Source organism: Streptomyces sp. Tu 3180, from assembly GCF_009852415.1.
GTDB lineage: Bacteria > Actinomycetota > Actinomycetes > Streptomycetales > Streptomycetaceae > Streptomyces.
Genome location: NZ_WOXS01000002.1, coordinates 267,890 through 292,967, shown reverse-complemented (window position 1 = coordinate 292,967; position 25,078 = coordinate 267,890). Strand labels below are relative to the sequence as shown.

At 71.6% G+C, this 25,078-nt stretch carries 20 protein-coding genes and 4 pseudogenes; 13 read left to right on the top strand and 11 right to left on the bottom strand.

All coding sequences use genetic code 11. The features are described 5' to 3' along the window. Positions 1-7: 7 nt before the first annotated feature. From GL259_RS02605 to GL259_RS02595, 3 genes and pseudogenes are all read left to right on the top strand, one after another. Positions 8-907 (top strand): annotated as a pseudogene (locus GL259_RS02605) (IS5 family transposase). 864 nt (positions 908-1,771) lie between these two features. Beyond that, on the top strand, positions 1,772-3,526 hold the full coding sequence (locus GL259_RS02600) for a lysyl oxidase family protein (RefSeq protein ID WP_159528813.1): 1,755 nt from the start codon (positions 1,772-1,774) through the stop codon (positions 3,524-3,526). Between the two features lie 388 nt (positions 3,527-3,914). After that, positions 3,915-4,460 carry an MOSC domain-containing protein gene (locus GL259_RS02595; RefSeq protein WP_159528811.1) on the top strand — a complete coding sequence of 182 codons (546 nt, stop codon included), beginning with the start codon at positions 3,915-3,917 and terminating at the stop codon, positions 4,458-4,460. A gap of 15 nt (positions 4,461-4,475) precedes the next feature. Here the strand turns inward: GL259_RS02595 and GL259_RS02590 are convergent. After that, positions 4,476-5,337 (bottom strand): annotated as a pseudogene (locus GL259_RS02590) (IS5 family transposase). Between the two features lie 1,255 nt (positions 5,338-6,592). Between GL259_RS02590 and GL259_RS02580 the strand changes: the two are divergent. The 4 genes and pseudogenes from GL259_RS02580 (at position 6,593) to GL259_RS39265 (ending at position 7,846) form a co-directional block, all read left to right on the top strand. Next, positions 6,593-7,246 carry a GNAT family N-acetyltransferase gene (locus tag GL259_RS02580; RefSeq protein ID WP_159538306.1) on the top strand — a complete coding sequence of 218 codons (654 nt, stop codon included), beginning with the start codon at positions 6,593-6,595 and terminating at the stop codon, positions 7,244-7,246. Between the two features lie 118 nt (positions 7,247-7,364). Continuing rightward, positions 7,365-7,565, top strand: a pseudogene (locus GL259_RS02575) (transposase); the annotation flags it as partial. Positions 7,566-7,570: 5 nt separating this feature from the next. Next, positions 7,571-7,711: pseudogene (locus GL259_RS39475) on the top strand (GNAT family N-acetyltransferase); the annotation flags it as partial. A 3-nt stretch (positions 7,712-7,714) separates the two neighbouring features. Then, positions 7,715-7,846: a hypothetical protein gene (locus GL259_RS39265; RefSeq protein WP_279578658.1), complete on the top strand. Its 132-nt coding sequence runs from the start codon at positions 7,715-7,717 to the stop codon at positions 7,844-7,846. Between the two features lie 21 nt (positions 7,847-7,867). Here GL259_RS39265 and GL259_RS02565 read toward each other — a convergent pair whose 3' ends face one another. Continuing rightward, positions 7,868-8,410, bottom strand: a complete 543-nt coding sequence (locus GL259_RS02565) for a hypothetical protein (RefSeq protein WP_208026409.1) — start codon at positions 8,408-8,410, stop codon at positions 7,868-7,870. Positions 8,411-8,589: 179 nt separating this feature from the next. On the opposite strand from GL259_RS02565, the gene GL259_RS02560 reads away from it, so the two are divergent. Next, positions 8,590-9,165 carry a TetR/AcrR family transcriptional regulator gene (locus GL259_RS02560; RefSeq protein ID WP_243762215.1) on the top strand — a complete coding sequence of 192 codons (576 nt, stop codon included), beginning with the start codon at positions 8,590-8,592 and terminating at the stop codon, positions 9,163-9,165. Between the two features lie 16 nt (positions 9,166-9,181). On the opposite strand, the gene GL259_RS02555 is transcribed toward GL259_RS02560, so the two are convergent. The 4 genes from GL259_RS02555 to GL259_RS02540 form a co-directional block, all read right to left on the bottom strand. Beyond that, positions 9,182-9,712 carry a tetratricopeptide repeat protein gene (locus GL259_RS02555; protein WP_243762214.1) on the bottom strand — a complete coding sequence of 177 codons (531 nt, stop codon included), beginning with the start codon at positions 9,710-9,712 and terminating at the stop codon, positions 9,182-9,184. Next, positions 9,709-12,009, bottom strand: a complete 2,301-nt coding sequence (locus GL259_RS02550) for a BTAD domain-containing putative transcriptional regulator (protein WP_159528803.1) — start codon at positions 12,007-12,009, stop codon at positions 9,709-9,711. The genes GL259_RS02555 and GL259_RS02550 overlap by 4 nt, the downstream gene beginning before the upstream one ends. Before the next feature lie 183 nt (positions 12,010-12,192). Next, positions 12,193-13,044 (bottom strand): MBL fold metallo-hydrolase, encoded by an 852-nt coding sequence (locus GL259_RS02545; protein WP_159528801.1) that lies wholly within the window; start codon positions 13,042-13,044, stop codon positions 12,193-12,195. A gap of 115 nt (positions 13,045-13,159) precedes the next feature. Beyond that, positions 13,160-14,191: a zinc-binding alcohol dehydrogenase family protein gene (locus GL259_RS02540; RefSeq protein ID WP_159528799.1), complete on the bottom strand. Its 1,032-nt coding sequence runs from the start codon at positions 14,189-14,191 to the stop codon at positions 13,160-13,162. Positions 14,192-14,332: 141 nt separating this feature from the next. On the opposite strand from GL259_RS02540, the gene GL259_RS02535 reads away from it, so the two are divergent. After that, on the top strand, positions 14,333-14,689 hold the full coding sequence (locus tag GL259_RS02535) for a helix-turn-helix domain-containing protein (protein ID WP_159528797.1): 357 nt from the start codon (positions 14,333-14,335) through the stop codon (positions 14,687-14,689). Positions 14,690-14,722: 33 nt separating this feature from the next. Here GL259_RS02535 and GL259_RS02530 read toward each other — a convergent pair whose 3' ends face one another. The 4 genes from GL259_RS02530 to GL259_RS02515 form a co-directional block, all read right to left on the bottom strand. Further along, entirely contained in the window at positions 14,723-15,559 is an 837-nt protein-coding gene (locus GL259_RS02530) for an alpha/beta hydrolase (protein ID WP_159528795.1), read from the bottom strand. A 78-nt stretch (positions 15,560-15,637) separates the two neighbouring features. Continuing rightward, positions 15,638-17,323, bottom strand: a complete 1,686-nt coding sequence (locus GL259_RS02525; protein WP_159528793.1) for a cyclic nucleotide-binding domain-containing thioredoxin-disulfide reductase — start codon at positions 17,321-17,323, stop codon at positions 15,638-15,640. A 260-nt stretch (positions 17,324-17,583) separates the two neighbouring features. Beyond that, entirely contained in the window at positions 17,584-18,420 is an 837-nt protein-coding gene (locus GL259_RS02520; protein WP_159528791.1) for an alpha/beta hydrolase, read from the bottom strand. 179 nt (positions 18,421-18,599) lie between these two features. Further along, on the bottom strand, positions 18,600-21,317 hold the full coding sequence (locus GL259_RS02515) for a helix-turn-helix transcriptional regulator (RefSeq protein ID WP_159528789.1): 2,718 nt from the start codon (positions 21,315-21,317) through the stop codon (positions 18,600-18,602). Positions 21,318-21,561: 244 nt separating this feature from the next. Between GL259_RS02515 and GL259_RS02510 the strand changes: the two genes are divergently transcribed. The 4 genes from GL259_RS02510 (at position 21,562) to GL259_RS02495 (ending at position 23,560) form a co-directional block, all read left to right on the top strand. Then, on the top strand, positions 21,562-22,002 hold the full coding sequence (locus tag GL259_RS02510; RefSeq protein ID WP_159528787.1) for an SsgA family sporulation/cell division regulator: 441 nt from the start codon (positions 21,562-21,564) through the stop codon (positions 22,000-22,002). Positions 22,003-22,150: 148 nt separating this feature from the next. Beyond that, positions 22,151-22,678, top strand: coding sequence for a YbhB/YbcL family Raf kinase inhibitor-like protein (locus tag GL259_RS02505; RefSeq protein WP_159528785.1), 528 nt, complete (start codon positions 22,151-22,153; stop codon positions 22,676-22,678). A gap of 130 nt (positions 22,679-22,808) precedes the next feature. Then, a complete protein-coding gene (locus GL259_RS02500; protein WP_159528783.1) occupies positions 22,809-23,282 on the top strand; it encodes a DNA starvation/stationary phase protection protein in 474 nt (157 codons plus the stop codon). A gap of 32 nt (positions 23,283-23,314) precedes the next feature. Then, positions 23,315-23,560, top strand: coding sequence for a DUF2630 family protein (locus GL259_RS02495; RefSeq protein ID WP_159528781.1), 246 nt, complete (start codon positions 23,315-23,317; stop codon positions 23,558-23,560). Positions 23,561-23,684: 124 nt separating this feature from the next. Here the strand turns inward: GL259_RS02495 and GL259_RS02490 are convergent, their stop codons facing one another. Beyond that, positions 23,685-25,073: an FAD-dependent oxidoreductase gene (locus GL259_RS02490; RefSeq protein ID WP_159528779.1), complete on the bottom strand. Its 1,389-nt coding sequence runs from the start codon at positions 25,071-25,073 to the stop codon at positions 23,685-23,687. Between the last annotated feature and the right edge of the window lie 5 nt (positions 25,074-25,078).

Below are 25,078 nucleotides of genomic sequence, written 5' to 3'. Positions count from 1 at the left end.
TGATCTTGTGGCGGGTCGTGGTGAGCTGACGGATGCGGCGTGGGAGCGGACGGCTCCTTTGCTGCCCGGTGTTGACGGCCGTGGGCGGCCGTGGCGAGATCACCGGCAGGTGATCAACGGGGTGCTGTGGCGGTTGCGGACCGGTGCCCCGTGGCGTGATCTACCGGAACGCCACGGGCCGTGGCAGACGGCTTATGAGCGGTTCGCCCGCTGGGAAGCGGACGGAACCTGGGTTCGCCTGCTCGAGCAGGTCCAGGTCCGCGACGACTCCGTCGGAGCCGTGGAGCGGACCGTGTCGGTCGACTCCACGATCAACCGGGCTCATCAGCATGCCGCCGGCGCCCGCAGAAGGGGGCGGCGACGGGGGACGCACTGGAAGATCCGGCGCGCCAGGCGGCTCGCCAGGCGCTGGGCCGGTCCCGCGGCGGGCTGACCACCAAGGTTCATCTCGCGTGCGACGGCCGGGGCCTGCCCCTGGCCGTGGTCGTCACGCCCGGCAACATCAACGACCCGACCGTCTTCGACACCGTCCTCGATGCCTTGGGGGTGCCCCGGGCCGGCGCCGGGCGCCCCCGCCGCAGGTCCGACGCGGTCATCGCGGACAAGGCGTACCCGTCCCGGGCGATCCGCCAGGTTCTGCGGCGGCGGGGCATCCGGGCGGTGATCCCGCAGCGGGCGGACCAGAAGGCCAACCGCCTGCGGCGCGGGAAGGCCGGCGGTCTTCGACCGCGACCTGTACAAGGCCCGCAATGTCGTCGAACGCTGCTTCAACCGGCTCAAGCAGTTCCGCGCCGCCGCGACCCGCTTCGACGAACTCGCCGCCCGCTACCGGACCGGACTCCACCTTGCGGCACTCATCCTCTGGCTCCGTGGACCCCAACAAGATCACTTGTCAGACAGGACCTAGCGGCAGTACCCGCCTGCGTGCACGTCCGCACGGTCCCCGGCCCCGCCAGCGATCCCAGACCCCGCACGGTGATCATGCTGCGCATCCAGGGAGACAAACGCGACCCCCACGAACTGTAGAAGTCACGGCACAGGCATTCCGGCTCTACCGCTGTAGCCCCTCCCACCGCTGATGTGCCGCAGTACCTGTAGGTAACTCCACACATGCGATGCGTGTCCGCCCATCTCCTCCCAGAAGAGCACCGTGCCGTCGGACCATTCGAGCGGTAGGGCGCAACGAATCGCTTGCGCCAGCACGGTGCAATTGGTCAGCTGGCCTTCGGTGCGACCGGCACACCAGCACTCCCGCGACGAGGTGGCTGGCAGCGCACCGATCGCCTCAGGGCCGGTCAGCAGCGTCGAGTAGAGCTTCCCAGAGCTCCGCTGCGACTACGACGGCGACGCGCTGTCCACGGACAGCTCTCTTTCCGGCGGGACGACGCGCCGACGGGCGAGGCGGCGGTCCCGGTCGTGAAGCCGCGTCATGTCCGCAGCGCCACGGGGCGGATTCGACCATGCCGGCCCCTCGGTCCGGGCCATCTACCCGCCCTGGCCCGGGTCATCGAGCAGCTTGTATCAGAGGGCTCGCCACCAGGTGAACCGTACCCGCGACTTCGGCCTGATTTCGTTTGCAATGGAGCGATCCGGTCAACACCGCATGATTTTCGCCCTCCCCGACAACCGGGCATCCGATCCGTCCCTCTTACGGCGCGGGCACGACAAGTGTCTGTCACCCCGCCCGCGCGGCGGCTTTCCCGGCTCGGCCGACAAGCCGGACCGCCGACCGCCCGCTTCCTTTCCACAGCATCCGAAGAACGAGGGATCGATGACCAGAACGCGCACCATCCGGCTGCGGCGCCCGTTGCTCGCCGGCACCACGGCTGTCGCAGCCATGGCCGTGACGGCGGGGCTCGTGGCCGCCACCGCAGAACCGGCGAAAGCAGCGGCAGGGCCCAAGCTGAGCCTCATCGCCGCGACTAATTCGGTCACGCTCACCTCCTGGAAGGAGGAGCCGGGCGTCTACCTCGACCTCGGCACCTACCTCACCGCCGAGGGGACGCCGCTGGAGCTGAAGGTGACCAGGAAGTCCTACAAGGACCCGGTGACCATCACCCAGACCGTGTACGAGGGGGGCAAAGCCAAGGTCAAGACCCTGCCCAAAGGCACGGTGAAGGACTTCTCCGGACTGCGGGGCTTCACGGAGATCACGGTCACGGACAAAGCGGGCAAGAAGGTCCTCAGCCGGAGCGAGGACTTCTGCCCGAACAACGCCAGCGGCCGGGTGCGGCCCGACGCGCCCGCCACCTCGAAGTATCCGGAGAGCTGCCCCACCAACCCGTTCACCCTCGGTTCGGTATGGGGTGTCGAGAAGGGCTGGGCGGCCAACACCTACGCGGGTTCCTACACCGAGCCGGTCGCGCTGGCAGCCGGCACCTACACCGCCAAGGTCGGAGTCGCGAAGAAGTACCGTGACCTGTTCGGTATCGCCGACAAGCCGGCCACGGTCAAGGTGACCGTGCAGGAACGGAGCTACGAGGACGAGCAGGACGCCACCGGGTCGGCGTCCCGGTCCTCCGCCTCGGGCAAGCACGCCGGTCACGGAGCCGCCCACCGGGCGCCGACCGCGCACCCGGGACACGGGCCGGGACACGCCCCGACCCCCGCCCAGGCCGCCGCTCCGGTCACGAGCGGCGCGGGCCCCTCGTACAACGTGGGCCACGGGCCGCTGAAGGCGGCGCCGCCCGCCCTGCCGTGGGCGCTGAAGAAGCAGCAGGCCGCGCGCTCGATGCGCGTGGGCGACACGGGTGGCCAGACCGACGGCTCGCGCAAGGCGCCGGCGCTTCAGCCGCTGTCAAAGCGGCCTGCCGGCAAGCCCTCCGTCCCGGCCGTCCCCAAGCCCGACCTGCGCTCGCTGCCGGCCTACGGCATCGTCGTCAGCGACGGCGAGAAGGACATCCCCGGCAAGGACTACCTGGCTTTCAGCGCCAACGTGTGGAACGCCGGTCCGGCGCAGCTGGTGGTGGACGGCTTCCGGTCGCCCGGCAAGGCCAAGATGGACGCCTACCAGTACTTCTACGACGCCAAGGGCAAGCAGGTCGGCTACACCCCGACCGGCACCATGGAATGGGATCCCCGCCCGGGCCACATGCACTGGCACTTCACGGACTTCGCCAGCTACCGACTGCTGAAGGCGGACAAGAAGGAGGCCGTACGCAGCGGCAAGGAGGCCTTCTGCCTCGCGAACACCGACGCGATCGACTACACGGTGAAGAACGCCAACTGGCATCCGTTCAACACCGATCTGTCCACCGCCTGCGGTGAGGAGAACTCGATCTCCGTCCGGGAGGTGCTGGACGTCGGCTCCGGTGACACGTACTCACAGGACCTGCCGGGCCAGTCCTTCGACATCACGGATGTGCCCAACGGCACTTACTACATCCAGGTGCTGGCCAACCCGGAGAAGCGGCTAAAGGAAACCAGCGTCGACAACAACAGCGCTCTGCGGAAGATCGTGCTCGGTGGCAAGCCGGGCAAACGGACGGTGACCGTACCGGCGCACGACCTGGTCAATGCGAACTGACAAAACGTCAGTGAATTGCTGACACAGGTCAGGAGGGTGACGGCCACGTGCAGTGGCCGTCACCCCCGTGCCGCACGGCTGCGGTTCCGGTGCCCGTCCGCCGAGGGCACACTGCTGCAGTGGCCAGCCAGGCGGGTGCTGGAGTCCGCTTTGAGGGGCGAGGCCACCGATGAAGCTCCCCCCTGACCGGGAACACCTGGTGAGAATTCGTCAGGCCCTCGGGCCGGGAGCTGTCTCCTTGGTGTTCAGTGACGGGACCGCGCCGGTCGGGTGCCGGACCTGACGCATCTGCCCGGTAAGGTCCGCTCACTGCGCGCCTCCCTCACAAGGCTGGTTGCACCGCCTCTATGATCGACCGGCCGCAGAACGACAACGGGTGGAGGGCGTGATGCCTGGCCAGGTCGCCGCAGTGAGCCGTAACGAGGTGTACTCGTTCAGCAAGCCCAATCGCGATTCCATCGCGTTGCTCACGGGGCTCGGAGTGGAAGGAGACGTTCACGCAGGTGAGACGATCCGTCACCAGTTCCGCATGACCTACGAGCCGGACCTGCCCAACCTGCGCCAGGTCCACCTGATGCACGAGGAACTCTTCGACGAACTCGCGCTCAAGGGCTTCAAGGTCTCTGCGGGCCAGCTCGGCGAGAACATCACCACGCGCGGGGTGGACCTGTTGGACCTGCCCACCGGCGCTCTGCTCCATCTCGGGGAGCAGGCGGTGCTCGAGGTGACAGGACTGCGCAACCCGTGCTCGAAGATCAACGACTTCCGCAAGGGGCTGCTCGGTGAGGTCTTCGCCATGGACCCCTCATCCGGCGAGTTCACCTTCAAGTGTGGCGTCATGGCTGTGGTCCGCCGTGGAGGGACCGTCCGCCCCGGCGATTCCATCCGGGTCGAGCCCCCGCCCCTCCCTCACCGCCCGCTGGAACGGGTCTAGGTTCTTGTTCCGTGGTCATCGGCGTGCCCAGGCGAGGATGGCGGTGAGGTGGAGCGCGGCCTGGTGGGCGATCGCGGGCTTGTCCGTTCGCGTGGCCAGGCCTCGGCACTGCTCGAGGTGGTTGATGCACCGTTCGACGGTGTTGCGCTGCTTGTATGCCTCGGCATCGAGGCCGGGCGGGCGGCCGCCTCGGCGGCTCCGCCGACGGCGGTGGCCGATCTGGTCGGAGGGCTGAGGGATGACCGCTCGGATGTCCCGGCGCCGGAGGTGGTTGCGAATGGCGCGGGAGGAGTACGCACGGTCGGCCAGGACAACCAGGGGCCGGATGCGTGGCCTGCCCACGCCGCTTCGGGGCACGCGGATGTGGGACATCACCGTCTCGAAGGCCGGTGCGTCACCGGCCTGGCCTGCGGTGACGGTGAAGGCCGGGGGCCGTGCACCGCCGTCCGCGGCCAGGTGAACCTTAGTGCTCAGCCCGCCGCGGGAGCGTCCGAGCGCGTGGTCATCGAGTTCGTCGGAGCACGCCACCCCCTTTTTTACGGGCTCCGGCGGCGTGCTGGTGAGCCCGGACGACGGTGGAGTCCACCGACACGGTCCAGTCGATGTCGTCGTCGGCGTCCGCCGCTGCCAGGACAGCGGCGAGGACCATCTCCCCGGTGCCGTCGACAGCCCATCTGATCAGTCGCCTGTGGGCGGTTTGGAACGAGCCGAGTTCTTCGGGGAGATCCCGCCAGGGCGAGTGGGTGCGGTACTTCCAGGCAATGGCCTCAAGGGTGCGGCGGTGGTCGGCCCGTCGTCACCCGCGGACCGGATCGGCCGGCATCAGCGGCGCGACCCGGCTCCACGTCACATCGGTGATCACTAATCGGACAGACATATCCGATCAACTGATCAACACGTCAAAGAGACACTCCCTAGGCGCTCCAGCAGCGCTCGGGCCTTCGCCTCGGCCTCGGGACTCGGCGCAGTGCCGAGGGCGGAGGCGAGCTCGGCGCGGGCCGGCTCGGCGCGCTCGGCGTACTCGTCTGCGAAACCCGTACGTGGGAGAGGTCCTTCTTCTCCTCGGCGGACGGTACGGGCGGCCCTTCGGGGCCGGACTCCTTGAGCGTCTTCGCCTCGGCCGCAGCTGCGGGCGTCGGGGCCGGGCGAGTGGTCGGCTCGGGAGCCGGCCCGAGGTCGAGTCAGGCGAACAGGCACTCCTGTGGGTGGGAGCGGCCGGACTCGCACGAGGCGCGGACGGCTCCGATGCCCAGTGGGCGCCGGTCGGTCATTGCCCGATTCCCCCTGCCGCCGGGACTTCTTTTCTACGCCAAGCGGCAGGGCACCGGGGTGTGCGCGCTGTGGCCTGAAGGCGCCCGCCGCTGACCCGACGACGAACCCCGGCGAAGCCCGACGCTCAGCCCTCATCCGGGACGAGGCGTGGATGGGCCGCATAAATCCGTCCTCCAGCGGTGATCGGCCGATGGGCCGGAAGACTGATCGACCACCCCGTCGACCGACGGTTCCCGCTCCGATCCACTGCGCTCACCGTGTCCTTCCCACCCCAGACCCCTGACGAGACGCATGATCGCCCGGACCTGTCCTGGCCGACCGCACAGAGGAAAACCCGCCTCGGAATGCCGCAGTGCGGCGCGGTGCATCCGCGTCGCGCCTGGGCGGAGAAGAATTGACGCGGCCCCTGCGTTCCGTGTCCCCCGAGCCGGGACGCAGGGTGCCCGCCGGGCGCGAACCTCCTTTGACGCGGTGGGGGAAAGGGAGCGGGGGAACAATCCGCGGGCGGGCGTGGTTGTGCGGGGTGTGGTCGTGGAGGGGACAGTGTCCCCGGGCCTCACCTATTGCCTGCAGGGACGATCGTTCGGCTGAAGCCCTGCAGAGCCTTTCGCCGCGTAGGCGACCGCCCTTCACGACCGCACAAGTCCGTTCCGCCCCGGCCACCTGGCCGGGGCGGGGCTGCTTCCTGCTCCGGGACCCCGGGCCTGGCGTGATCTAAGGGGGCGGTTCGCGGGCAGATGTTTCTTTCCGGACGAGGGTGGGGCAGGACAGCTGTTCAGGACTTCGCCGAGTACTCCTCCCCGGCACAGCCGCCCGCGTAATGTGCAGTCGTGTTCTCCACTCGTTACGGAGGGATCCGCATGGACGCCGAACTCGTACGTTCATGGGTGGAGGGCTGGGTTGTCTCACGCGGAGCCGCGCCGCCGGTGGCCGAGCCCTGGGGCCTCACCGTCGACGTCGGACTGACCGGCCAGGTCACCCGACACGTGCTGCCCGATGCCGACGAATCACTGGTCCGCAAACTGACCGAGACGGTCACCGCCCCGGGCACCTGGCTCAAGCTTTTCCTGCCGCCGCAGACCGTCGCCCCGTGGGTGGCGCCCGGCTGGCGCTTCGACGCCGACGGCTTCCTGATGTCGGCACCGCTGCACCCAACCGCCGCCGGGACCCCCGACGGATACCAGGTGCGCACCTGGGCGCGGGGCGGCGTCACGCGGGTGCTCGTTCTGACCGAGGACGGCACGTTCGCCGCCCGTGGCCAGGTCGCCGCGCCCAGCCCCGGACACACCGCCGTCGTCGACCAGGTCGAGACCTCTCCGGCCCACCGCCGCAGGGGACTTGGCAGCCTCGTCATGCGGACGCTTGAGAACGCCGCCGTTGCCGCTGGCTCCTCGACTGCCGTGCTGGCCGCGACGACCGAGGGACAGGCGCTGTACGAGGCCCTGGGCTGGCGCACCCACGGCCCGCTGACCAGCCTGGTCCGCGACGTTCCACCGCAGACGCCGGGAGCCTGAGAACTCCTAACAAAATGATCTTCAAGGTGATTGGATCACTCCGGGACTGGTGATCCGGGGGTGCGGGTGGCTCGGCCGAAGCTGCGGGAAGCCGACGACGAGCTGTGGGCGGTGAACGGGCAGCAAGCATCACTTGATCGCTGACGCCACCGGCATCCCGCTCGCCGCGACCCTGACCGGCGGCAACCGCAACGACGTCACCCAGCTGATCCCGCTCCTCCAGGCCGTACCGCCCGTGCGGGGCGAGCGCGGCCGGCCCCGTCGCCGCCCGAATGTGGTGCTGACCGACCGCGGCTACGACCGCGACAAGTACCGCCGCTTGGTGTGGGACCTCGGGGAAATGCCGACGGACACGAACGGACAGCCGCCCTGGCGCCTGCCCGTTGGGGCCGCGGTCTCGGTACGGAGGTGGTCCGCGGCCTGCTGCGCCACGCCGCCGGTAACCTCGGGCTGAAGGAGGCCTACGGCATGGTCGGAGCCGACAACACCGCCGGCCTGGCCCTGTGCCGCCGTCTGGGCTTCCGCCACGTGCGGGACGTGACGGGCGACGACGGGGAGGTGACCCAGCCGATGGTGATTGCGGCGACGGAAGCGGGATGACCCGGATCGGACGTCTCGAGGCTATGCGGTTGCGTCGCGCACCAGGGTGTACAGGACGGAACGCTGCTGCTTGTGACGCTTGACGCGTCCCTTGGCGACCAGTGACTCCAGCGTGTTGCGCACCACCTGCGGTGTCGGCTCGCGGTCCGGGTGCCGCTCCATCAGTTCGTCGCGCAGTTCGGCCGCGAGGCGGGGTTCGTCGTGCCTGCCCAGCAGCTCCAGCAGCAGGTCCCCGAGCAGCGGACGGGAGGACCCCCGCCTGGCGCCTGCTCCACCCGGCGCCGCACTGCTCCCCGAGCGGCGTCGCGTACCCGCCCCGGCAGACGCCCGCTTCGCCCGCGGGCTGACGGATTCGCCCTGCAACTGCTCGGGCAGCCGGGACGTGTCGCCGAAGCGCTCGTACCGCTGGGCGAGTTCGAGGATGTCCTGCAGCAGGGCCTCCTCCTGCTGCAACACCGCGAGGCGCTCCGTGAGCTCCCGCTGCCGGCGGCGGTTCTCCTCCAGGTCCGACGCGGCCTGCTCCACCAGCCGCGACCGCAGGGTGGGGGTTGACTGGCTGGGCACGACGCTTCACTCCCTCGACGCGGACGGTGTTCCGCATGTTACCGGCGAGGGAAGTACATGTCCCGCATACGTCTCGGCCGACATGTTCACACCCGCCTGCACGGACCGTGTCATGTCACGTGTGCCGTACATGTGACGTGTGTCTTGACTGAGCCAAGCAGACCGGCCATATTGAGCCCATGCCTCAAGTGAGCGTCAAGGGAAAGCTGATCGAGCACGCGGAATCCGTGTTCCGGCGGCAGGGCTTCAACGGCGCTAGCGTGCAGGACATCACCGGCGCCGCCGGAGTGCCCAAGGGCTCCTTCTACAACCACTTCAAGAGCAAGCAGGAGCTTGCCGCGGAGATCGTCCGCCGGTACAGCGGCGGCACGGACCTGACCATGCTGGAGGTGTCGGACGGCCGCCCCGCGCTGGAGCGGCTGCGCGCGCACTTCGCCCACCAGGCGGCCCGGACGCGGGCCACCGGCGTGGAGTTCGGCTGCCTGCTGGTCACGATGGCCAGTGAGACGCCGACGGCGGGTGACGAAGTCGGCTCCGCGGTCACCGAGAGCTTCACCGGCTGGATCGACGTTCTGGCCGCCGTCATCGAAGAAGGCCGCGAGGCGGGGGAGATCACAGCCCAGGAACCCGCCCGCGACCTGGCGGCCTTCCTCGTCGACGCCTTCGAGGGCGGCGCTCTGCGCGGCAAGGCCACCAAGGACTCCGACGCCTCCATGCGCTCACTGGACCTGGCCCTTCGCGTCCTGACCGGCTGAACCCGGTGGTGCCGGGTCAGTGGGGGAGCCGTGCCAGTCGCTCACGGGCTTCCGCGGCGTGCGGCGAGTCCGGACCGGTTTCCAGCTCCAGCACCTCCTGCCACGCCTCTCGCGCCGCTTCGGACCGGCCCGCCTCCACGTGCAGGTCCCCCAGGAGCAGCAGGTCCTCGGCCGCACCCCTGAGGTAGCCCAGGAGCCGCGCCGCCTCGACGGCGCCCCGGCAGGCCGCGATCGCCGCCGGGAGGTCTCCGCGCCGGCGGTACACCCTGCTCAGCGTGGCCAGGGCAGGCCCCTCACCGTCGGGGAGCCGCAGGCTGCGCGAGATGGCCAGCGACTTCTCGGCCAACTCCTGGGCCAGGAGAACGTCGCCCAGGTTGAGACGTGCCTCGCTCGCCCAGACCAGGGTGGTGGCCTCCAGGTACGGATGGGGGTGGGTGCTCAGCAGGCGGAGCGCCCGGTCCAGGTGCACCAGCGCTTCCGCGTTGTCACCCAGGGCGATGTTCACGGATCCGATGTTGCGCAGGGTGTGCACGACCTCCGCGGTCATGCCGATGCTCTCGAACGTGGCCTCCGCCTCGTGCAGCAGGGGCAGCGCGGCGGCGGTGGCCCCCGGAAGAGGTGGGCTCCGGCGAGTCCGCGGCACGTCCGTGCGACACCCTCCCTGTCCCCGGCCCGCCGGGCCGCCTCCAGCGCGCAGCGCATGCCGACCGACCACTCCGGCCACAGACCGGACCGCTGCTGGAACAACTGCATCGACACGGCCGTCTCCCACGCGGCACGGGCGTCACCGCGTGCCGCCAGCTCCTGCACCAGGGCGTTGAGCACCGGCCGCTCGGTGCTCAGCCACTCCATGGCGGCGGAGCCGTCCGACAGGGGCTCGACCTGGACGCCGTCCAGCGGCGGGGGCGGCTCGGCCTCGTACAGCTGCGACCGCATGAGCCGGTTGGCCAGGCTCACCGTCTGCCGGTAGTGGTCGTGCAGCCGGGCCAGTGCGGCCGTGCGGGCCGCACCCTCGGACGCGGCCAGTTCGCTCGCGTAGGCGAGGACGAGGTCGTGGAACCGGTACCGGTGCCCTCGCCGCACCGTCAGCAGGCGGGCGCGCACCAGTTCCCCGACCGCCGCGGCGGTGGCCGGTGGCGAGGTGCCCGCCAGGCTGGCCAGGGCGCTCACGCCGACGTCGTTGCCGGGGTGCAGGGGCAGCAGCCGGAAGAGCCGTGCCGCCGGCTCCGACAGCGTGCGGTAGGACCAGGAGAAGACGGCGCGTACGTCGTTGTCTAGGTGGTCGTCGCTGAAGCCGTCCAGGCCCCGGCCCGCGCTGGTCAGTTCCGCCGCGATCCGGGGGAGCGGATGTGAGGGGCACGAGGCCGCGCGGGCGGCGGCGATGGCCACGGCCAGGGGAAGGCGCCCGCAACAGTCGACGATCTGCCGCACCGAGTCGGCGTCCGCGTCCGTCCGGACGTCTTTGACGCGGTTGAGGAAGGTGGCCGTCGCCTCGTCGGCGGAGGGTACCTCCAGCGTCGTCAGGCGTGCTCCGTGTGCGGCGGCCAGCCCCGTCAGCCGGGGCCGGCTGGTCACGATGACCATGCACTCGGGTGTGCCGGGCAGGAGCGGTTCGACCTGCTCGACGCCCCAGGCGTTGTCCAGGACGACCAGCACCCGGCGCCCGGCCAGGACGCTGCGGTACAGCGCGGCCCGGGCGTCCAGGGTGTCGGGCATCCGCTGCGGGGGGACGTCGAAGGCGCTCAGGAACCCGGCCAGGACCTCGTGGGGGTCGGCCCGCTCACCGTTGGGGGTGAACCCGCGCAGGTCGACATAGAGCTGACCGTCGGGGAAGTGGCGCATCACGCGGTGTGCCATGTGGACGGCGAGCGCCGTCTTGCCGACACCGGGTATGCCGTCGACGGCCAGGATGCGCAGGGCCCCGCCCTGTTCGGCCGCCAGGGCGAGCGCTTGCCGCAGCGGCTCCCGGCGTCCGGTGAAGCAGGAGAGGTCGGCCGGCAGCTGGGACGGCGTGAGGAACACGGCCGGCCGCTGCGCACCGTCACCGGTGCCGGCCGCTTCAGGGCCGGTGGTGGGGTCGCCGTGCAGGAGACGCTCGTAGGCGGCGACCAGCTCGCGGCCGGGGTCGACCCCCAGCTCCTCCGCCAGGCGGTGGCGGACGCCCTGGTAGAGGGAGACGGCCTCGGCCTGTTTGCCGTCGTCGGCGAGGGCGAGCAGCAGGTGGGCGACCAGGGCCTCGTCCAGCGGGTTGCGCTCGACGGCCCGGCGCAGGGGCTCCAGGACCGCCGCGGCGTTTCCCGAGCGGACGGCCGTCTCGGCTGCGTCGCACACCGTGGACACGTATTCGTGTTCCAGCGCGACGAAGGTGGGGTGGTTCCGGCTGACCGGTTCCAGGCCGGCGGCACAGCGGTCACGCCACAGGTCCAGGGCGGCGACGTACAGGTTCACGGCCTCGGCCGGCTCGGCCCGGCGGGCCCTGGCGACCAGTTCCCGGAACCGCAGCAGATCGAGACTGTCCGCGTCGACCCTCAGGCGGTACCCGCCGGCCTGCCGCGTGAGCCATCGCCCGGCGGACCTGACGGGAAGGTCCGGCTCCAGCAGCCGGCGCAGGGCACCGATGTACCGGTGCACCGCGTTCGCGGCGCTGGCCGGGGCCCGTCCTTCCCACAGCAGATCGACGAATTCGGACAGGGGGACCGGCTGGCCGCCGCGCGCCAGGAGGGCTGCCAGAACCACCCGCTGCTGCTTGGGCCGGACCGGCAGCTCCTCGGCGCCGCGCCAGACCCTGACCGGCCCGAGCACCGAGAACCGGACTTCGGGGTCGCCCGTGACGGGCCGGGGCATGGGCACGGGTGATCCCCCCTCGTCTGGCGGCCGGTGCACAGAGACTGCGCGGGCACATCGGCAGTGCGTGCGGAACGGCGCTGTGGTGAGCTGCCCGTCCAGTTGAATATGGCCGGTCAGCTTAACCATGTCAAGTGACCGACGAGCACCCGAGCGGCCCGCGGGCTCAGGTGCTCTGCGGACTCAGGCGGTCTGCGCGAACTGGGCGGCGGCGGAGACGTGCAAGGTGTACGGGTTGCCTCGGCCGCCGTGTGCCACGTTCATGGCGCGGACCACGTCGGCGGCGCTGCCGCCGGCCTGCACGGCCGCCTCGAAGTCCGTCAGGTAACGGCGGGAGGCGTCGATGATCCCGGCAGCGTCCTCCTCGTCGGCACCGGGCGGCTGGTGACCGGCGACCAGCCGGGCCGGCCGGAGGGCCGCCAGCGTGTCCAGGGCGCCGAGCCACCGTTCGCGTGCCCGGCTGTCGGTCTGCGCGAGCCACATGTGGATGCCGTTGTAGGCGACGTCGCCGCCCACCACCGCGTCGAGGTCCGGCACGTGCAGCACGCTCGACGGATCGGTGTCGCTCTGACCGACCCGCACCGGCCTCAGTTCGTGTCCTTCGAGGTCGATGACCTCCCCGGCCAGGGCTCGCGGCGCCACGGGGCCGGCCGGCAGCGCCCCGGGGAACAGCGACTCCCAGTACGCGAGGACCGGCGCGGTCAACTGCACCTCGGCGTGCGGCACGACCTCGGGCAGCGCCACCGCCGCGGCCTCGGGGAACGCTTCCAGTACGACCGGCAGTCCCAGGAAGTGGTCGGCGTGCCCGTGGGTGACGTAGACGGTCGTGAGGGTCTTGCCCGTGGCGCGGATGAAGCCGGTCAGCCGGCGGGCCTCGGCGACGGTGATGAGGGCGTCGACCAGCACCGCCTCGCGCCGCCCGTGGACGAGCGTCGCGGTACTGGCCGGCCAGGTCGCCGGCACTCCGGTGTCCCAGCCCGGCGCCGTGGCGGCGATGGGCTTGTAGTCGCTGGTGAAGACGTCGATCGTCAGCACGGCATGCGCTCCGTTCCTCGGCGGACCCGTGCCGCCGCACCGCCATCCTCGGCGCGGGAAGTGGAAGGTCTGTGGAGTCCTTCGCACCTCCCCGCGCCGCGGGGACGACGGCCGGTCAGAAGCCGGTCAGCGTGATCTTGCCGATGGCCTTGCCGGACTCCAGGATCCGGTGGGCCTCGCGCAGGTGCTCGGCGTTGATCGTGCCGAGGTCGGTGGTGGCCGTGGTGGTGAGGACGCCGGCGTCGACCAGCCGGGAGACCTGGTCGAGGATCCGGCCCTGTTCCGCCAGGTCGGCGGTCCGGTGCAACGACCGGGTGAACATGAACTCCCAGTGGAACGAGATGCTCTTGGACTTGAGCAGACCGATCTCGACCGGGCCGAAGTCGTCGATGGCCACGACGCGCCCGAAAGGCTTGACGAGGTCGGCGTAGGCGGCCAGGTTCCGGTCGGTCGCGGTGGTGCCGAAGACGAAGTCCACACCGTCCGGGGCCACCTCCCGCACCTGCGGGACGAGGGGCCGGCGGTGGTCGACGAGGTGGGCGGCGCCCATGCGCCGGGCGAACTCGACGGTCTCGGGCCGGGAGGCGGTTCCGATCACCGTCAGGCTCGTCAGGGCCCGGGCCAGCTGGGAGACCATGGCGCCGACACCTCCCGCGGCGGCGGTGACCAGCAGGGTGCCCGTCTGCCTGAGGGCCCCGGTGTGCAGACCGAGGTGCTCGAACAGGCCCTCCCACGCGGTCAGCGACGTCAGCGGCAGGGCCGCCGCCTCGGCGAAGGTGAGCGAAGCGGGCTTGTGGCCGACGATGCGCTCGTCCACCGCGTGGAAGAGGGAGTCGGCGCCCGGCCGGTCCAGGGCCCCGGCGTAGAAGACCTCGTCACCCACCCGGAACGATTCGACCGCGTCGCCGACGGCGACCACGACGCCCGCCGCGTCCCAGCCGAGGACCTTGGGCTCGCCGCCGGGGTCGTTGTTCTGCCGGACCTTGTAGTCGACCGGGTTGACCGCGACGGCCTCGACCCGCACGAGCAGGTCCCGCGGCCCTGGCTCGGGTACCGGCAGGGTCGTGTCCAGGAGACTCTCCGCCCGGTCCACCGGCAGGCTCTTGCGGTAGGCGACGGCGGGCATGGTCGGCGGGATCTGGCTCATGATCGTCCTCCAGAAGAGTGGCGCAGCGTGCTTCCGCTGCGCCCGTAACGTAGGTCAGGGGAGGTAGTAACCTGCAAGGGCTTCTACTTCCCAAAGGGAAGTATGCTGGTGGGAGAGGTCGGACAGGAGAGGAAGGTCCCCATGGCGAGGCTCTGCGAGTCCCAGCGGCACGATCACCACGACGTGTACGCAGCCCAATGTCCGTGCCGTGACGTGCTCGACCTCCTGGCGAACAAGTGGTCGGCACTGGCCATCGGGGCCATGGAGGAGGGCCCGCAGCGCTTCGGAGCCCTGCAGAGGCGCCTTGAGGGGGTGAGCCCCAAGGTGCTCACCGCCACGCTGCGCCGGCTGCAGGACCGGGGATTCGTGGAACGGACCGTCTACCCGGCGGTACCGCTGCACGTCGAGTACGAACTGACCGCGCTCGGCCGCAGCGTGGCGGAACCCCTGGCCCAGCTGCGCGGCTGGGTGGAGGAGCACATGGACGAGATCGCCTGAGGGGCGTCCCCGAGCGCGGGCGCCCCGCTCAGGTCAGCGGTCCAGGAACGCGTTGACCTCGCGGGCGAAGTCCTCCGCGTGCTGGAACAGGAAACCGTGCCCGGCGTCGCTGTAGAGCACGACCTTGGCGTCGGGCAACCGCTGGGACATCGCGTACGTGGCGTAGGCGTGGATCATCACGTCCTGGGCTCCGTTGGCGGCCAGCACGGGGAGCGTGAGTTCCGCCTGCCGGTCCCAGTACCCCCCGAAGCCGCTGATGGCCGCGACCTGGCCGTGGAACGCCTCGGGGCCCACCACGGCCTTCGACTGCCCCAGCCGCCGGTCGAGACGCCGCAGGGAGGCCAGCCCGGCGGCGCGAGCCCTGGCCGTCCCGGGGAAGAACAGGTGGAGGAAGTCCTCGTCGTCGTTGACGTCCTTGCCGGTGATCCGCGCGACGCGCTCCGGCGGCGCCGGCAGGCCGGGGACGCCGCCCGGTGAACTTCCCGCCACGACCAGCCGGCTGACCAGACCGGGCGCGGTCAGGGCCACGCCCTGCGCGACGATGCCGCCCATCGACCAGCCCAGCACGTCGACGTCGTCGAGCCTCAGCGCTTCCATGAAGGCCAGGGACCCTTCGACCAGGCCCTCCATGGTCGACGGCGGTGCACCGGTGGAGAAGTTGGTGCCGCGGTTGTCGAAGACGACGACTTCACGCCGGTCCGCCAGCGGGTCGAGCAGCGCCGGGTCCCAGTGGTCGATCGTGCCGCGCAGCCGCATGTGCATCACCAGCGGGCGGGTGCCGGCGCGGCCGAAGCGGCGGTAGGCGAAACGCTCGCCCCGCGGCCCCGCCACGTACCGGGTCTCGGCCTGATCGGCGAGGTGAGTGGGCATGGGAGGACTCCTGTGGTGTGAAAGGTTCGTTCCGGGAGGGGAGTTGCTCTTCCCCGGTGACGCAGCGGCGGTGATGCGTCAGGTACGTGCGGCCAGGGCCAGGTACTGGTGCACCGAGCGGACGGCCCCGGCGCCGTCGCCGGCGGCCGCCGCGACCCGCTTGAGCGACGACGACCGGACGTCGCCCGCGGCGAACACGCCCGCCACGCTGGTCTCGTACGGCAGTGGCCGGCGTCCCTCCTCCCGCCACCGCGGTCCCAGGTCCGCCTCCGACAGCGTGAGGTCCGTGCGGACGAAGCCCTTGTCGTCCAGGGCCACCCCGTGCAGCCACTCGGTGGCCGGCTCGGCCCCGATGAAGCAGAACAGCCCGGCGCAGGCGACCCGTCGCGCCGCACCGTCGCGGTGCGTGAGCGTCACCGCGTCCAGCCGTTCGCCGCCGTGCAGCCCGGTCACCTCCGTGCCGGTCAGGACGGTGATGCGCGGGTCCCCCAGGATGCGCTCGACCAGGTAGGCGGACATCCTGGTCCCCAGGTCGCCGCCGCGCACCACCAGGGTGACCGCCTGCGCGTGACGCGCGAGGTGCAGTGCCGCCTGCCCCGCCGAATTGGCCCCGCCCACCACGGCGACCGGGGCTCCGGCCACGGTCTGGGCCTCCAAGTCCGTGGCGGCGTAGAAGATGCCCCGTCCGGTCAGTTCGGTCCACCGGTCGACGGGCAGGGCCCGGTACGCGGCGCCGGTGGCGAGGACCACGGCCCGCGTCCGGATCCGCTCGCCGTCGGACAGCGTCACCACGTGCTCGCGCGGGCCGGGCTCCAGCGCGACGACGCTGCACGGGCTGGCGATCCTGGCGCCGAACTTCAGCGCCTGCACGGCGGCTCGCGCGGTGAGGTCGGCGCCGCTCAGCCCGAACGGGAAACCGAGGTAGTTCTCGATCCGTGCGCTGGTGGCGGCCTGCCCACCGGTGGCGACGGCGTCGAGCAGCACCGTGCGCAGCCCCTCGGAGGCCCCGTGGACCGCGGCCGCGAGACCGGCGGGGCCGGCGCCCACCACGGTCAGGTCCGCGGTGCCGTCGCCGGTGTGGCGGTAGGCGAGGTCGAGCCGCTCACTGAGCGAGCCGGGGGTGACGCCCGCGAGCACCTCGGAGCCGATCACGGCGACCGGCAGGTCGGTGTCTCCCGGACCGGCGGCCCGGAGCAGGGCGGTTCCCTCGGCCGACGTGTGCGCAAGCCACGCGTGAGCGACCCCCTGGCGGGCGAGGAAGGTCCGCAGCCGCATGCCGGTGGCCGACTCCGCGTCGCCCACCACCCGGAGCGTCTGCGCGGTGGCCTGCCGGAGCAGCCTGCGCCGGGCGAGGAAGGCGCGCAGGAAGAGATCGGACAGCTCGGTGTCCCGGGCCATGAGCAGCCGGAACGACGGCGGATCGACCCGGTGCACGGTGCCCGGTCTGCGCACCCGCACCCGAAGGTGCCGGCGTTGACCGGTGAGGAGGCCGAGTTCGCCGACGAACTGGCCGGGACCGTAGCGCATCAGCACCTGGTCCTCGTCCCGGCCGGCGGACGGCCGCACGGCCTCCAGGCGGGCGCTGCCGCACAGCAGCAGGTCACCTGAGTCGTCCCCGACCTCGGACAGCACCTGCCGGTCGGCCACGTGCTCCGGCTCGGCGTACCGGACCGCTCGGGCGAGCTGTTCCTCGGTCAGCCGGACCGAGGCCAGGGCGGCGAGGTCCTCGGGACGGTCGCCGATCTCGGGAAAGGAGGTCGCCATCGCGGTGATCCCTTCGACGCAGGTGCGCCTTGCTCGGGTGTCTGTTCGGGTCGTTCGGGGCCGGTGGGCCGTCCCGTCCTCGCGGTCGCGGGTCGGGGACCCGGTCCCGCCGCCAGCAGCGTGCCAGCGGACGGCGGACACGGCATCGGTCGTTCGACTGCAGCCGCACAGCGAGAGTGCCCCCGCGGCAGGTTCCGCGGGGGCGCTCTCGTACGGACGGCCGGTGGCGTTCCCTCCGCGGGGAACGGCACCGGCACCGGTCACCTGGCGAGGAAGGCGAGGAGCGCCTCGTTCACCTCGGCGGCGTGGGTCCACAGCAAGCCGTGCGGGGCACCGTCGACCTCGACGTAGTCGGCGTGCGGGAGGGCCTTGTGGAAGGGGCGGGCGGTCGAGTCGATGGGGAGGATGTTGTCGGCGGTGCCGTGCAGGATGAGCGCCGGAACGTCGATCCTGGGGATGTCCGCGCGGAAGTCGGTGGGCCAGGTCAGGGGCGCGGCGGAGGCCGCGTAGGAGCCACCGGAGGCGGCGGTGTTCCAGCTGTTGCGGACCGCTTCCTCGCTGATCCGGGTGCCGAGGTTGTCGTCCAGGTTGTAGAAGTCCCGGTAGAACGCGGTGTAGTAGGCGTAGCGGTCGTTCTTGACCGTGTCGGAGATGTCCTGGAAGAAGGCCTGGTCGGCGGCGCCGTTCGGATTGTCGTCGGTCTTCAGCAGGAAGGGCTCCAGGGAGGCCAGGAAGGCCGCCTTGGCGACGCGGGCGGAGCCGTAGGTGCCGAGGTAGCGGCCGACCTCGCCGGTGCCCATCGAGAAGCCGACGAGGGTGACGCCCTGGAGGTCGAGGGTCTCCAGCACCGTGTTGAGGTCGGCGGCGAAGGTGTCGTAGTCGTAGCCGGTGGTGGGCTGCGAGGAGCGGCCGAAACCGCGGCGGTCGTAGGTGATGACGCGGTAACCGGCGTCCAGCAGGGCGGCGGTCTGCTTCTCCCAGGAGTGCCCGTCCAGCGGGAAGCCGTGGATCAGGACGACCGGCCGGCCCGTGCCGTGGTCCTCGTAGTACAGCTCGATGTCGGTGGTGTTCTCCTGGCCGACGGTGATGAACGGCATGTTCTTTCCTCCACACAGGGGCGGACGGGCCGTGGGTGCGGCGCCGCGTACCTGTCCAGCTTCCTGGCGGACGTCGGCGGGGGAATCCGTAAAACGACTTACGACCCTCCCGGAGCGAGGAGTGACGACGCCGCACCACGTGTCCGCCGGCCGCCACCGCCGTCGGCGGGGTGTCAGGGTCAGTCGCGTGCGGCCGCGAGGGCGGCCGCGAGCTGGGACCGCCGGTTGATGTGCAACTTGCCGTAGGCGCTGTACAGATGTGCCCCGACGGTGCGGTGGGAGAGGTACAGCTGGTCGGCGATCTGCTTGTTGGAGTGCCCCTGGGCGGCCAGCCGGGCGACGTGCAGCTCCTGGGCGGTGAGCACGACACCGGCGTCCAAGGTGCGCGGCGACTGCGTCGGCTGGACGCTGCCGGCCGCGGCCAGCTCCCTCGCCGTCCGCCGCACGAGCGGTTGCGCGTGGTGCGTCTCGAAGACGTGCAGCGCTGCCGAGAGGTGGCCTCGGGCCTCCATGATGTGCCGCTCGCGCCGGAGCCACTCACCGTAGAGCAACCGGGTCTTGGCCAGGTCGAGGTGCGCGGCGGACCGTTCACCGTGCCGGAGGGCCGACTCGAAGTGGTTCCGCGCGTCACCGGGCGGGGCCAGCAGCGCCCGCGTCCGCTCCACCAGCATCGCGAGGTGGTCGGAGCCGCTGACCGCGAGGGCGGCCGTCGCCATCTCGAGCCAGCCCTCCGCCGCCTCCGGCCGGCCGGCCCGCACGGCCACGTCGGCGAGGTCGCCGCCGGCCCACACGCCGATGGGCGGATGCGCCACGCTCTCCAGCAGGTGGACGACCGCGTCCTCGTAACGGCCTTCGTCGGTGGCCAGCTGCGCCGACGCCCAGGACGCGATGGCCGTCACCCTGGCGAAGGGCATCAGCCCGGACAGCGCGGTGCAGGTGTCCAGGGCGGCGCTCGCCAGATCGTGCTCGCCGCGCCACGCCCGGGCCCGGGCGATGTTCGCCGCGCAGAGCGCACCGACCACCGACAACTCCAGTTCGACGCTCAGGCGCAATGCCTGCTCGCCGTCGGCGAGGCCCGCTGCGATCGCGCCGGCGTTCAGGCGGACCGTGCTGCGCCCGGCCAGAGCCACCGTCTCGTCGCTGCTGCGCGCCGCGCGGTGGAACAGGTCGGCCTCGGCGCTCCAGACGCGTTCGGCACCGACGAGGTCATGGGCGTCCTCGTAGGCGAACGCCAGGCAGTTCAGCAGTGTCGCGTCCGTCTCGCGCACCTGCCGCTCGAAGACCGACAGCGCCCGCTCGATCGGGGGAAGCCGGTCAGTCGACCCGATCAGGACCAGGGCGATGCTGCGCAGCAGCCGCTGCCGTTCCGTGACGGCGGTGCCGGGGCGCCGCAGTTCCTCGGCCACCGCGGACGTGACCTCGGGGGACAGGTCCTGCCGGGTGTAGCCGCGCACCGCCGCCCAGGTGAGGACCTCGACCCGGTCGTCCGGGCTGCTGAGGGTCCGCGACAGGGCGATCAGTTCGTCAGCACCCCGGTCGGGGAGCACGGTGCTGGTGCTGGCCAGCATCCATTCGGTGCGCGCGAGCTGCATGACCGACGCCTCGTCCCCGGCCGGGGGCTTCGCCCGGGTCAGCAAGTCCACGGCCTCGGCGGTCGCCCCGGCCTGCCGCGCGGCCTCCGCCGCCATCACCGTCCGCCGCGCCCGCACGGTCGGCACGGGGGTCAGCGAGACCGCGCGCCGCCACGCCGCGGCGGCCTCGGTCAGCGCGCCGCGCCGTCCGGTGGCCACGGCGAGTTCTTCCAGTTCGGCGGCCACGTTCTCGTTCCAGCCGGTGACCGCCGCGGCCCGGTGCTGGGTGGCGCGTGCGGTGCCGACGATGGCCGCGGCCAGCGCGGTGTGCACACGGGAGCGCATGTCCGAGTCGGCGTTGTCGTACACCGCCGAGCCCACCAGCGGGTGGCGGAACCGGAAGCCACCGTCGCCGACCCTGAGCAGACCGTAGCTCTCGGCCGGTGCGAAGTCCCTCTGCTCCAGGCCGAGGCTCTGCGCCGCGGTGAGCACCTCGTGGCTGCTGGCGTCCTGTCCCGCGGCGGCGACCAGGAGGGCACGCTGGGTCCCCGGCGGCAGCAGGGCGACCTCGGCGAGGAAGGAGTCCTCCAGCCGTTTGCCCATGGGGACGCGGCCGCGTGCGGCGGATGCCCGCCCGTCGGCGAGCGTGGGATCGGCCGACCACTCGGTCAGGGCGAGCGGATTGCCCATGGCCCGCTCGATGAGATGGCGCCGCTGCGGCGCCGACAGTGCGGGCGCCCGCAGGGAGAGCAGCTCCAGCGCGTCCTCCTGGGAGAGCGGTGCCAGCGGCACGCGGTGCTTGAAACGCGGGCTCCGGTCGGGGTAGATGCGTTCGGCGCGGCTGGTGGCCAGGAGCAGGACCGGCATGACGCCCATGCGGGCCGCGAGGAAGGCAACGATGTCGGCCGTGGACAGGTCGAGCCAGTGCAGGTCCTCGACCAGCACGAGCAGGGGAGTGCGGGCCGCGGCCTCCTCCAGCAGCCCGAACGCGGCGAGCCCTGTGACGAGGCGGTCGGCCGGCTCGCCCTCGGCACCGAACGCCACCTCAAGGGCCGTGCGCTGCCGCGGCGCCAGGGTGTCCACGCGGTGCAGGAGCGGCAGCAGCAACTCGTGCAGCCCTTCGAAACCGACCGTGCCCGCCCCGCGGACGCCGTGGCAGGACAGGACCTGGAAACCCGAGGCGGACGCCGCGTCGACGATCTCGGCGGCGAGGCTGCTCTTGCCGATTCCGGCTTCACCGGTAACCAGAGCGGAGGAGCCTCGCCCCTCCCGTGCCGCGGCGAGGAGGTCCACCAGCTGCTTGTACTGCCTGTCGCGCCCGATCATGCACACGTTCCCATGCCCCAGGACCCCCGGACGCGCGCTGGTCCGCAGTCGCCCGCCATCATTGAGTACCGCACTGCCAGGGTCGCATCCTACCTCTGCGCACACGTGTGACCAGATACGTGTGCCAGCTGTGCGGAGGCAGTCGAACGACCGATACGGGCTTCCACTTATTTTCCACTGCTTTCGGCGACGCTCACGGGATCCGGTGGCTCACCACCGGTCAGTCGTGCAAAGGACCGGACACATGAGTCAGCCGCGGACGCGCCGCCCCGAGGACCCTCTGACGCTCGACGTCACCCTCCACAACCTCTTCGCACCGCCGCAGGACGCCTCCGTGCCCTGCCGGTTCACCTTCGGTGCGACGGCTCCCTTCTCCGTGCGGCTGGACCTCATGACACCGTCCGCACCGCACGTGACCTGGGTGATCGGACGGGACCTGCTGAGCCGGGGGACCGAGGAACTCAGCGGTGAGGCCGACGTCCGGATCTGGCCTTCGCGGCGGCACGACGACACACCCTTCCTTTACCTGCGCCTGGAGCGGGCCGACGTCCTGGCCGCGTTCATGACCGAGCAGGCCCCCATCCGCGAGTGGCTGGCGAAGACGTACGAAGTCGTCCCCATGGGCGGCGAGAGCGACCTGGTGGACTGGGACACCCTCGTCCACGCCCTGGCGTCGCCCCGCTGACCGGGCGGAGGGGCTGCGGGTGATCACCACCCGGGATCCCGTCCTCATCGGCCAGTGGCCACGTCTGGGGGTACGTCGGTCAACCGACGGATCCCCTGCGGCCGCGCCGCCGCCAGCATGGTCGGTGCAGGCAAGGAAAGGACCCCTCATGGCCAGCCCTTACGACCTCATCGCCGAGGTCCCGTCGTTCACCGTCACCAGCGCCGATTTCCCCGACGGCGGCGTGCTCCCCCTGGCCCAGGTCAGCGGCATCTTCGGAGCCGGTGGCACGGACACCTCCCCTCAGCTCGCCTGGACGGGCTTCCCCGCGGAGACCAGGAGCTTCGCCGTCACCGTCTACGACCCCACCGCCCCGACGGGCAGCGGCTTCTGGCACTGGGCCGTCGTCGACATCCCGGTCACGGTGACCGAGCTCGCGGCCGGCGCGGGGGACGACCGGGGCGAGGAACTGCCGGACGGGGCGTGGCAGCTCGCCAACGACGCCGGGCTCAGGCGCTACCTGGGCGCCGCGCCGCCGGCCGGGCACGGAGAGCACGTCTACTACATCGCCGTGCACGCCGTGGACGTGGAGACCCTCGGCCTGGACCGGGGCGCCACCCCGGCCTTCCTCGGCTTCAACCTCTCCGGACACACGCTGGCCCGGGCCGTCGTCACCGCGCGCTTCGCCGTGAACTGACATCCGCCGCCCCGGGGCGGAGTCGCCGCGCACCCTGAGTCTGAGTCACATGACGGATTTCCAGAGAACGATCGCTCGAAAGGATCGGGGGAGCACCGCCCGCCCGGGCGAGAGACACGAGGAGTTCACCGTGAGCATCATCTCCAGTCCGCTGCCGGACGCGGAGCGCGCAGTGACCGGAACGGCCCTCCAGGACACCCTGGTCGACCTGCTCGACCTGTCCATGGTGGCCAAGCAGGCCCACTGGAATCTGTACGGTCCGCGTTTCCGCAGCATCCACCAGCAACTCGACGAGGTCGTCACCGGCGCCCGCGACTACGCGGACCAGGTCGCCGAACGGGCGGCGGCCCTGGGCATCAGCCCGGACGGCCGGGCCGGGACCGTCGCGGACGGCAGCGGGCTCCCGGGCTTCCCGGAGGGCTGGGTCGCCGACGGCGACGCCGTGGCAGCACTGGTCCGTTCCTTCGCGGCCCTCATCCGCCGCCTGCGCGCCCGTGTCGAGGCCACGGCGACGGCGGACCCGGTCACCCAGGACCTGCTGATCGGCCTCACCGCCGAGATGGAGAAGCAGAGCTGGATGTTCCAGGCCGAGAACCGCGGCTGAGCCGTCACCCCGGACGACGGAGGAGGAGAACCATGAAAGACCCGGAGATCCTGCGCAGCATCCGCGCCATGGCGGAGGAGGAGCGCAGGCTGCGTGACTCCCTGACCACGCCCGGCACCGATGGCGCGGCCGAGCGCGAACGACTCGGCCGGCTGGAACGGGAGCTGGACCAGTGCTGGGACCTGCTGCGGCAGCGCAGGGCCAGGGCGGAGTTCGGCCAGGACCCCGACGAGGCCCGCACCCGGTCCCAGTCCGTGGTCGAGGGCTACCGGTCCTGAGCGTCGCGGCCCCGGGGCCGTCTCCCGCAGCACCGCGGGCCGCGCGCCGCGCTCGAGACGGCCCGGCCGCCCGGGTTCCGCCACCCCGCAGGGGTCGGGAGCTCGGGCCGCCGGCCCCGCTGGGTCAGTCCGTCCAGGCACCGAAGAGGGCGTTCAGCCCCTCGGCCATGGTCGGATGCGCGATGAGTCCGTCGCGCAGCGCGGTGAAGGGCAGTCCGGCCCACATCGCCGTCTGCACCACGGTGAGGACCTCCGAGGACTCCGGGCCGAGGAGTGCCACACCCAGGATCTCCTCGGTGTCGCGGTCCACGACCGCCTTCCACAGGCCTCGCGTGTCGCGCAGGGTGCGGGCGCGGGGGATGGCCTTCACGGGGAGCTTGGCCACCCGGATGTTCCTGCCGGTGGCGCGGGCCTGCGCCTCCGTGAGGCCCACGCGGGCCAGCTCCGGGTCGGTGAACAGGTTCCAGGGGACCAGCCGCCGCGAGGTACTGCGGTCGCCGCCGGCGATGTTCTCCTTCACGACGCGGTAGTCGTCGAGGGAGACGTGGGTGAACTGCGGGCTGCCCGCCACATCGCCCACCGCCCACGTGCGGGAGGCGTCGGTCGCCAGCCGGTCGTCCACGCGGACGAAGCCGCGCTCGTCGGTGCGCACGCCGGCCGCCTCCAGGCCCAGCCCGGCGGTGACCGGGTCACGGCCGGCCGCCGCCAGGACGTCGTCCGCGAGCAGGGAGCGGCCGTCGTCCAGGAGCAGCCGCACGCCGTTCTCCTCCCGGACGACTTCCCGCACCGTGACGCCCCCGAGCGTCTCCACGCCGTCCTCGCGCAGGTACTCCGCGAGGACTTCGGTGATGTCCGGATCCTCCCGGGGCAGCAGAGTCGGGTTGTGATCGAGCACCGTGACCCGGCTGCCGAAAGCGGCGAACATCTGCGCGAACTCCAGACCGACGTAACCGCCGCCGATCACCACCAGCCGTTCCGGGACACGGTCGAGCCGCTGGATCGTCTCACTGGTGAGCACTCCGGCCTCGGCCAGGCCGGGGATCGGCGGCAGGTGCGGCACGGTCCCGGTGTTGATGACGACGTCGGCACCCCGCACGACACGGCGCCCGCCGTCCGCCAAGCCGATCTCGACCGTCCGCTCCGCGACGAAACGCGCCTCGCCCAGGACGAAATCCATGCCGCTGTCGAGGAACTGCCGGTGGTTGAGCTCGACCATGTCCGAGACCACGCCCTCCTTGTGGGAGCGCAGGAGCCGCACGTCGATCTCCGGCTTCCCCAGGCGCAGTCCCAGGGACTCGGCCGTGGCCGCGCGTCGGGCGAGCCGGGCGCTGGTCACCAGCGCCTTGGTCGGGATGCACGCCACGTTGATGCACGTGCCGCCGATCATGCCGCGCTCGACCATGACCACCTTGCGGCCGGCCCGGGCGGTGTCCATGGCCAGGGTCTTGCCGGCTTTGCCGCCGCCCACCACCAGCAGGTCGACGTCCTCCACGGCGTTTCCGGAACCGATCATCGGCG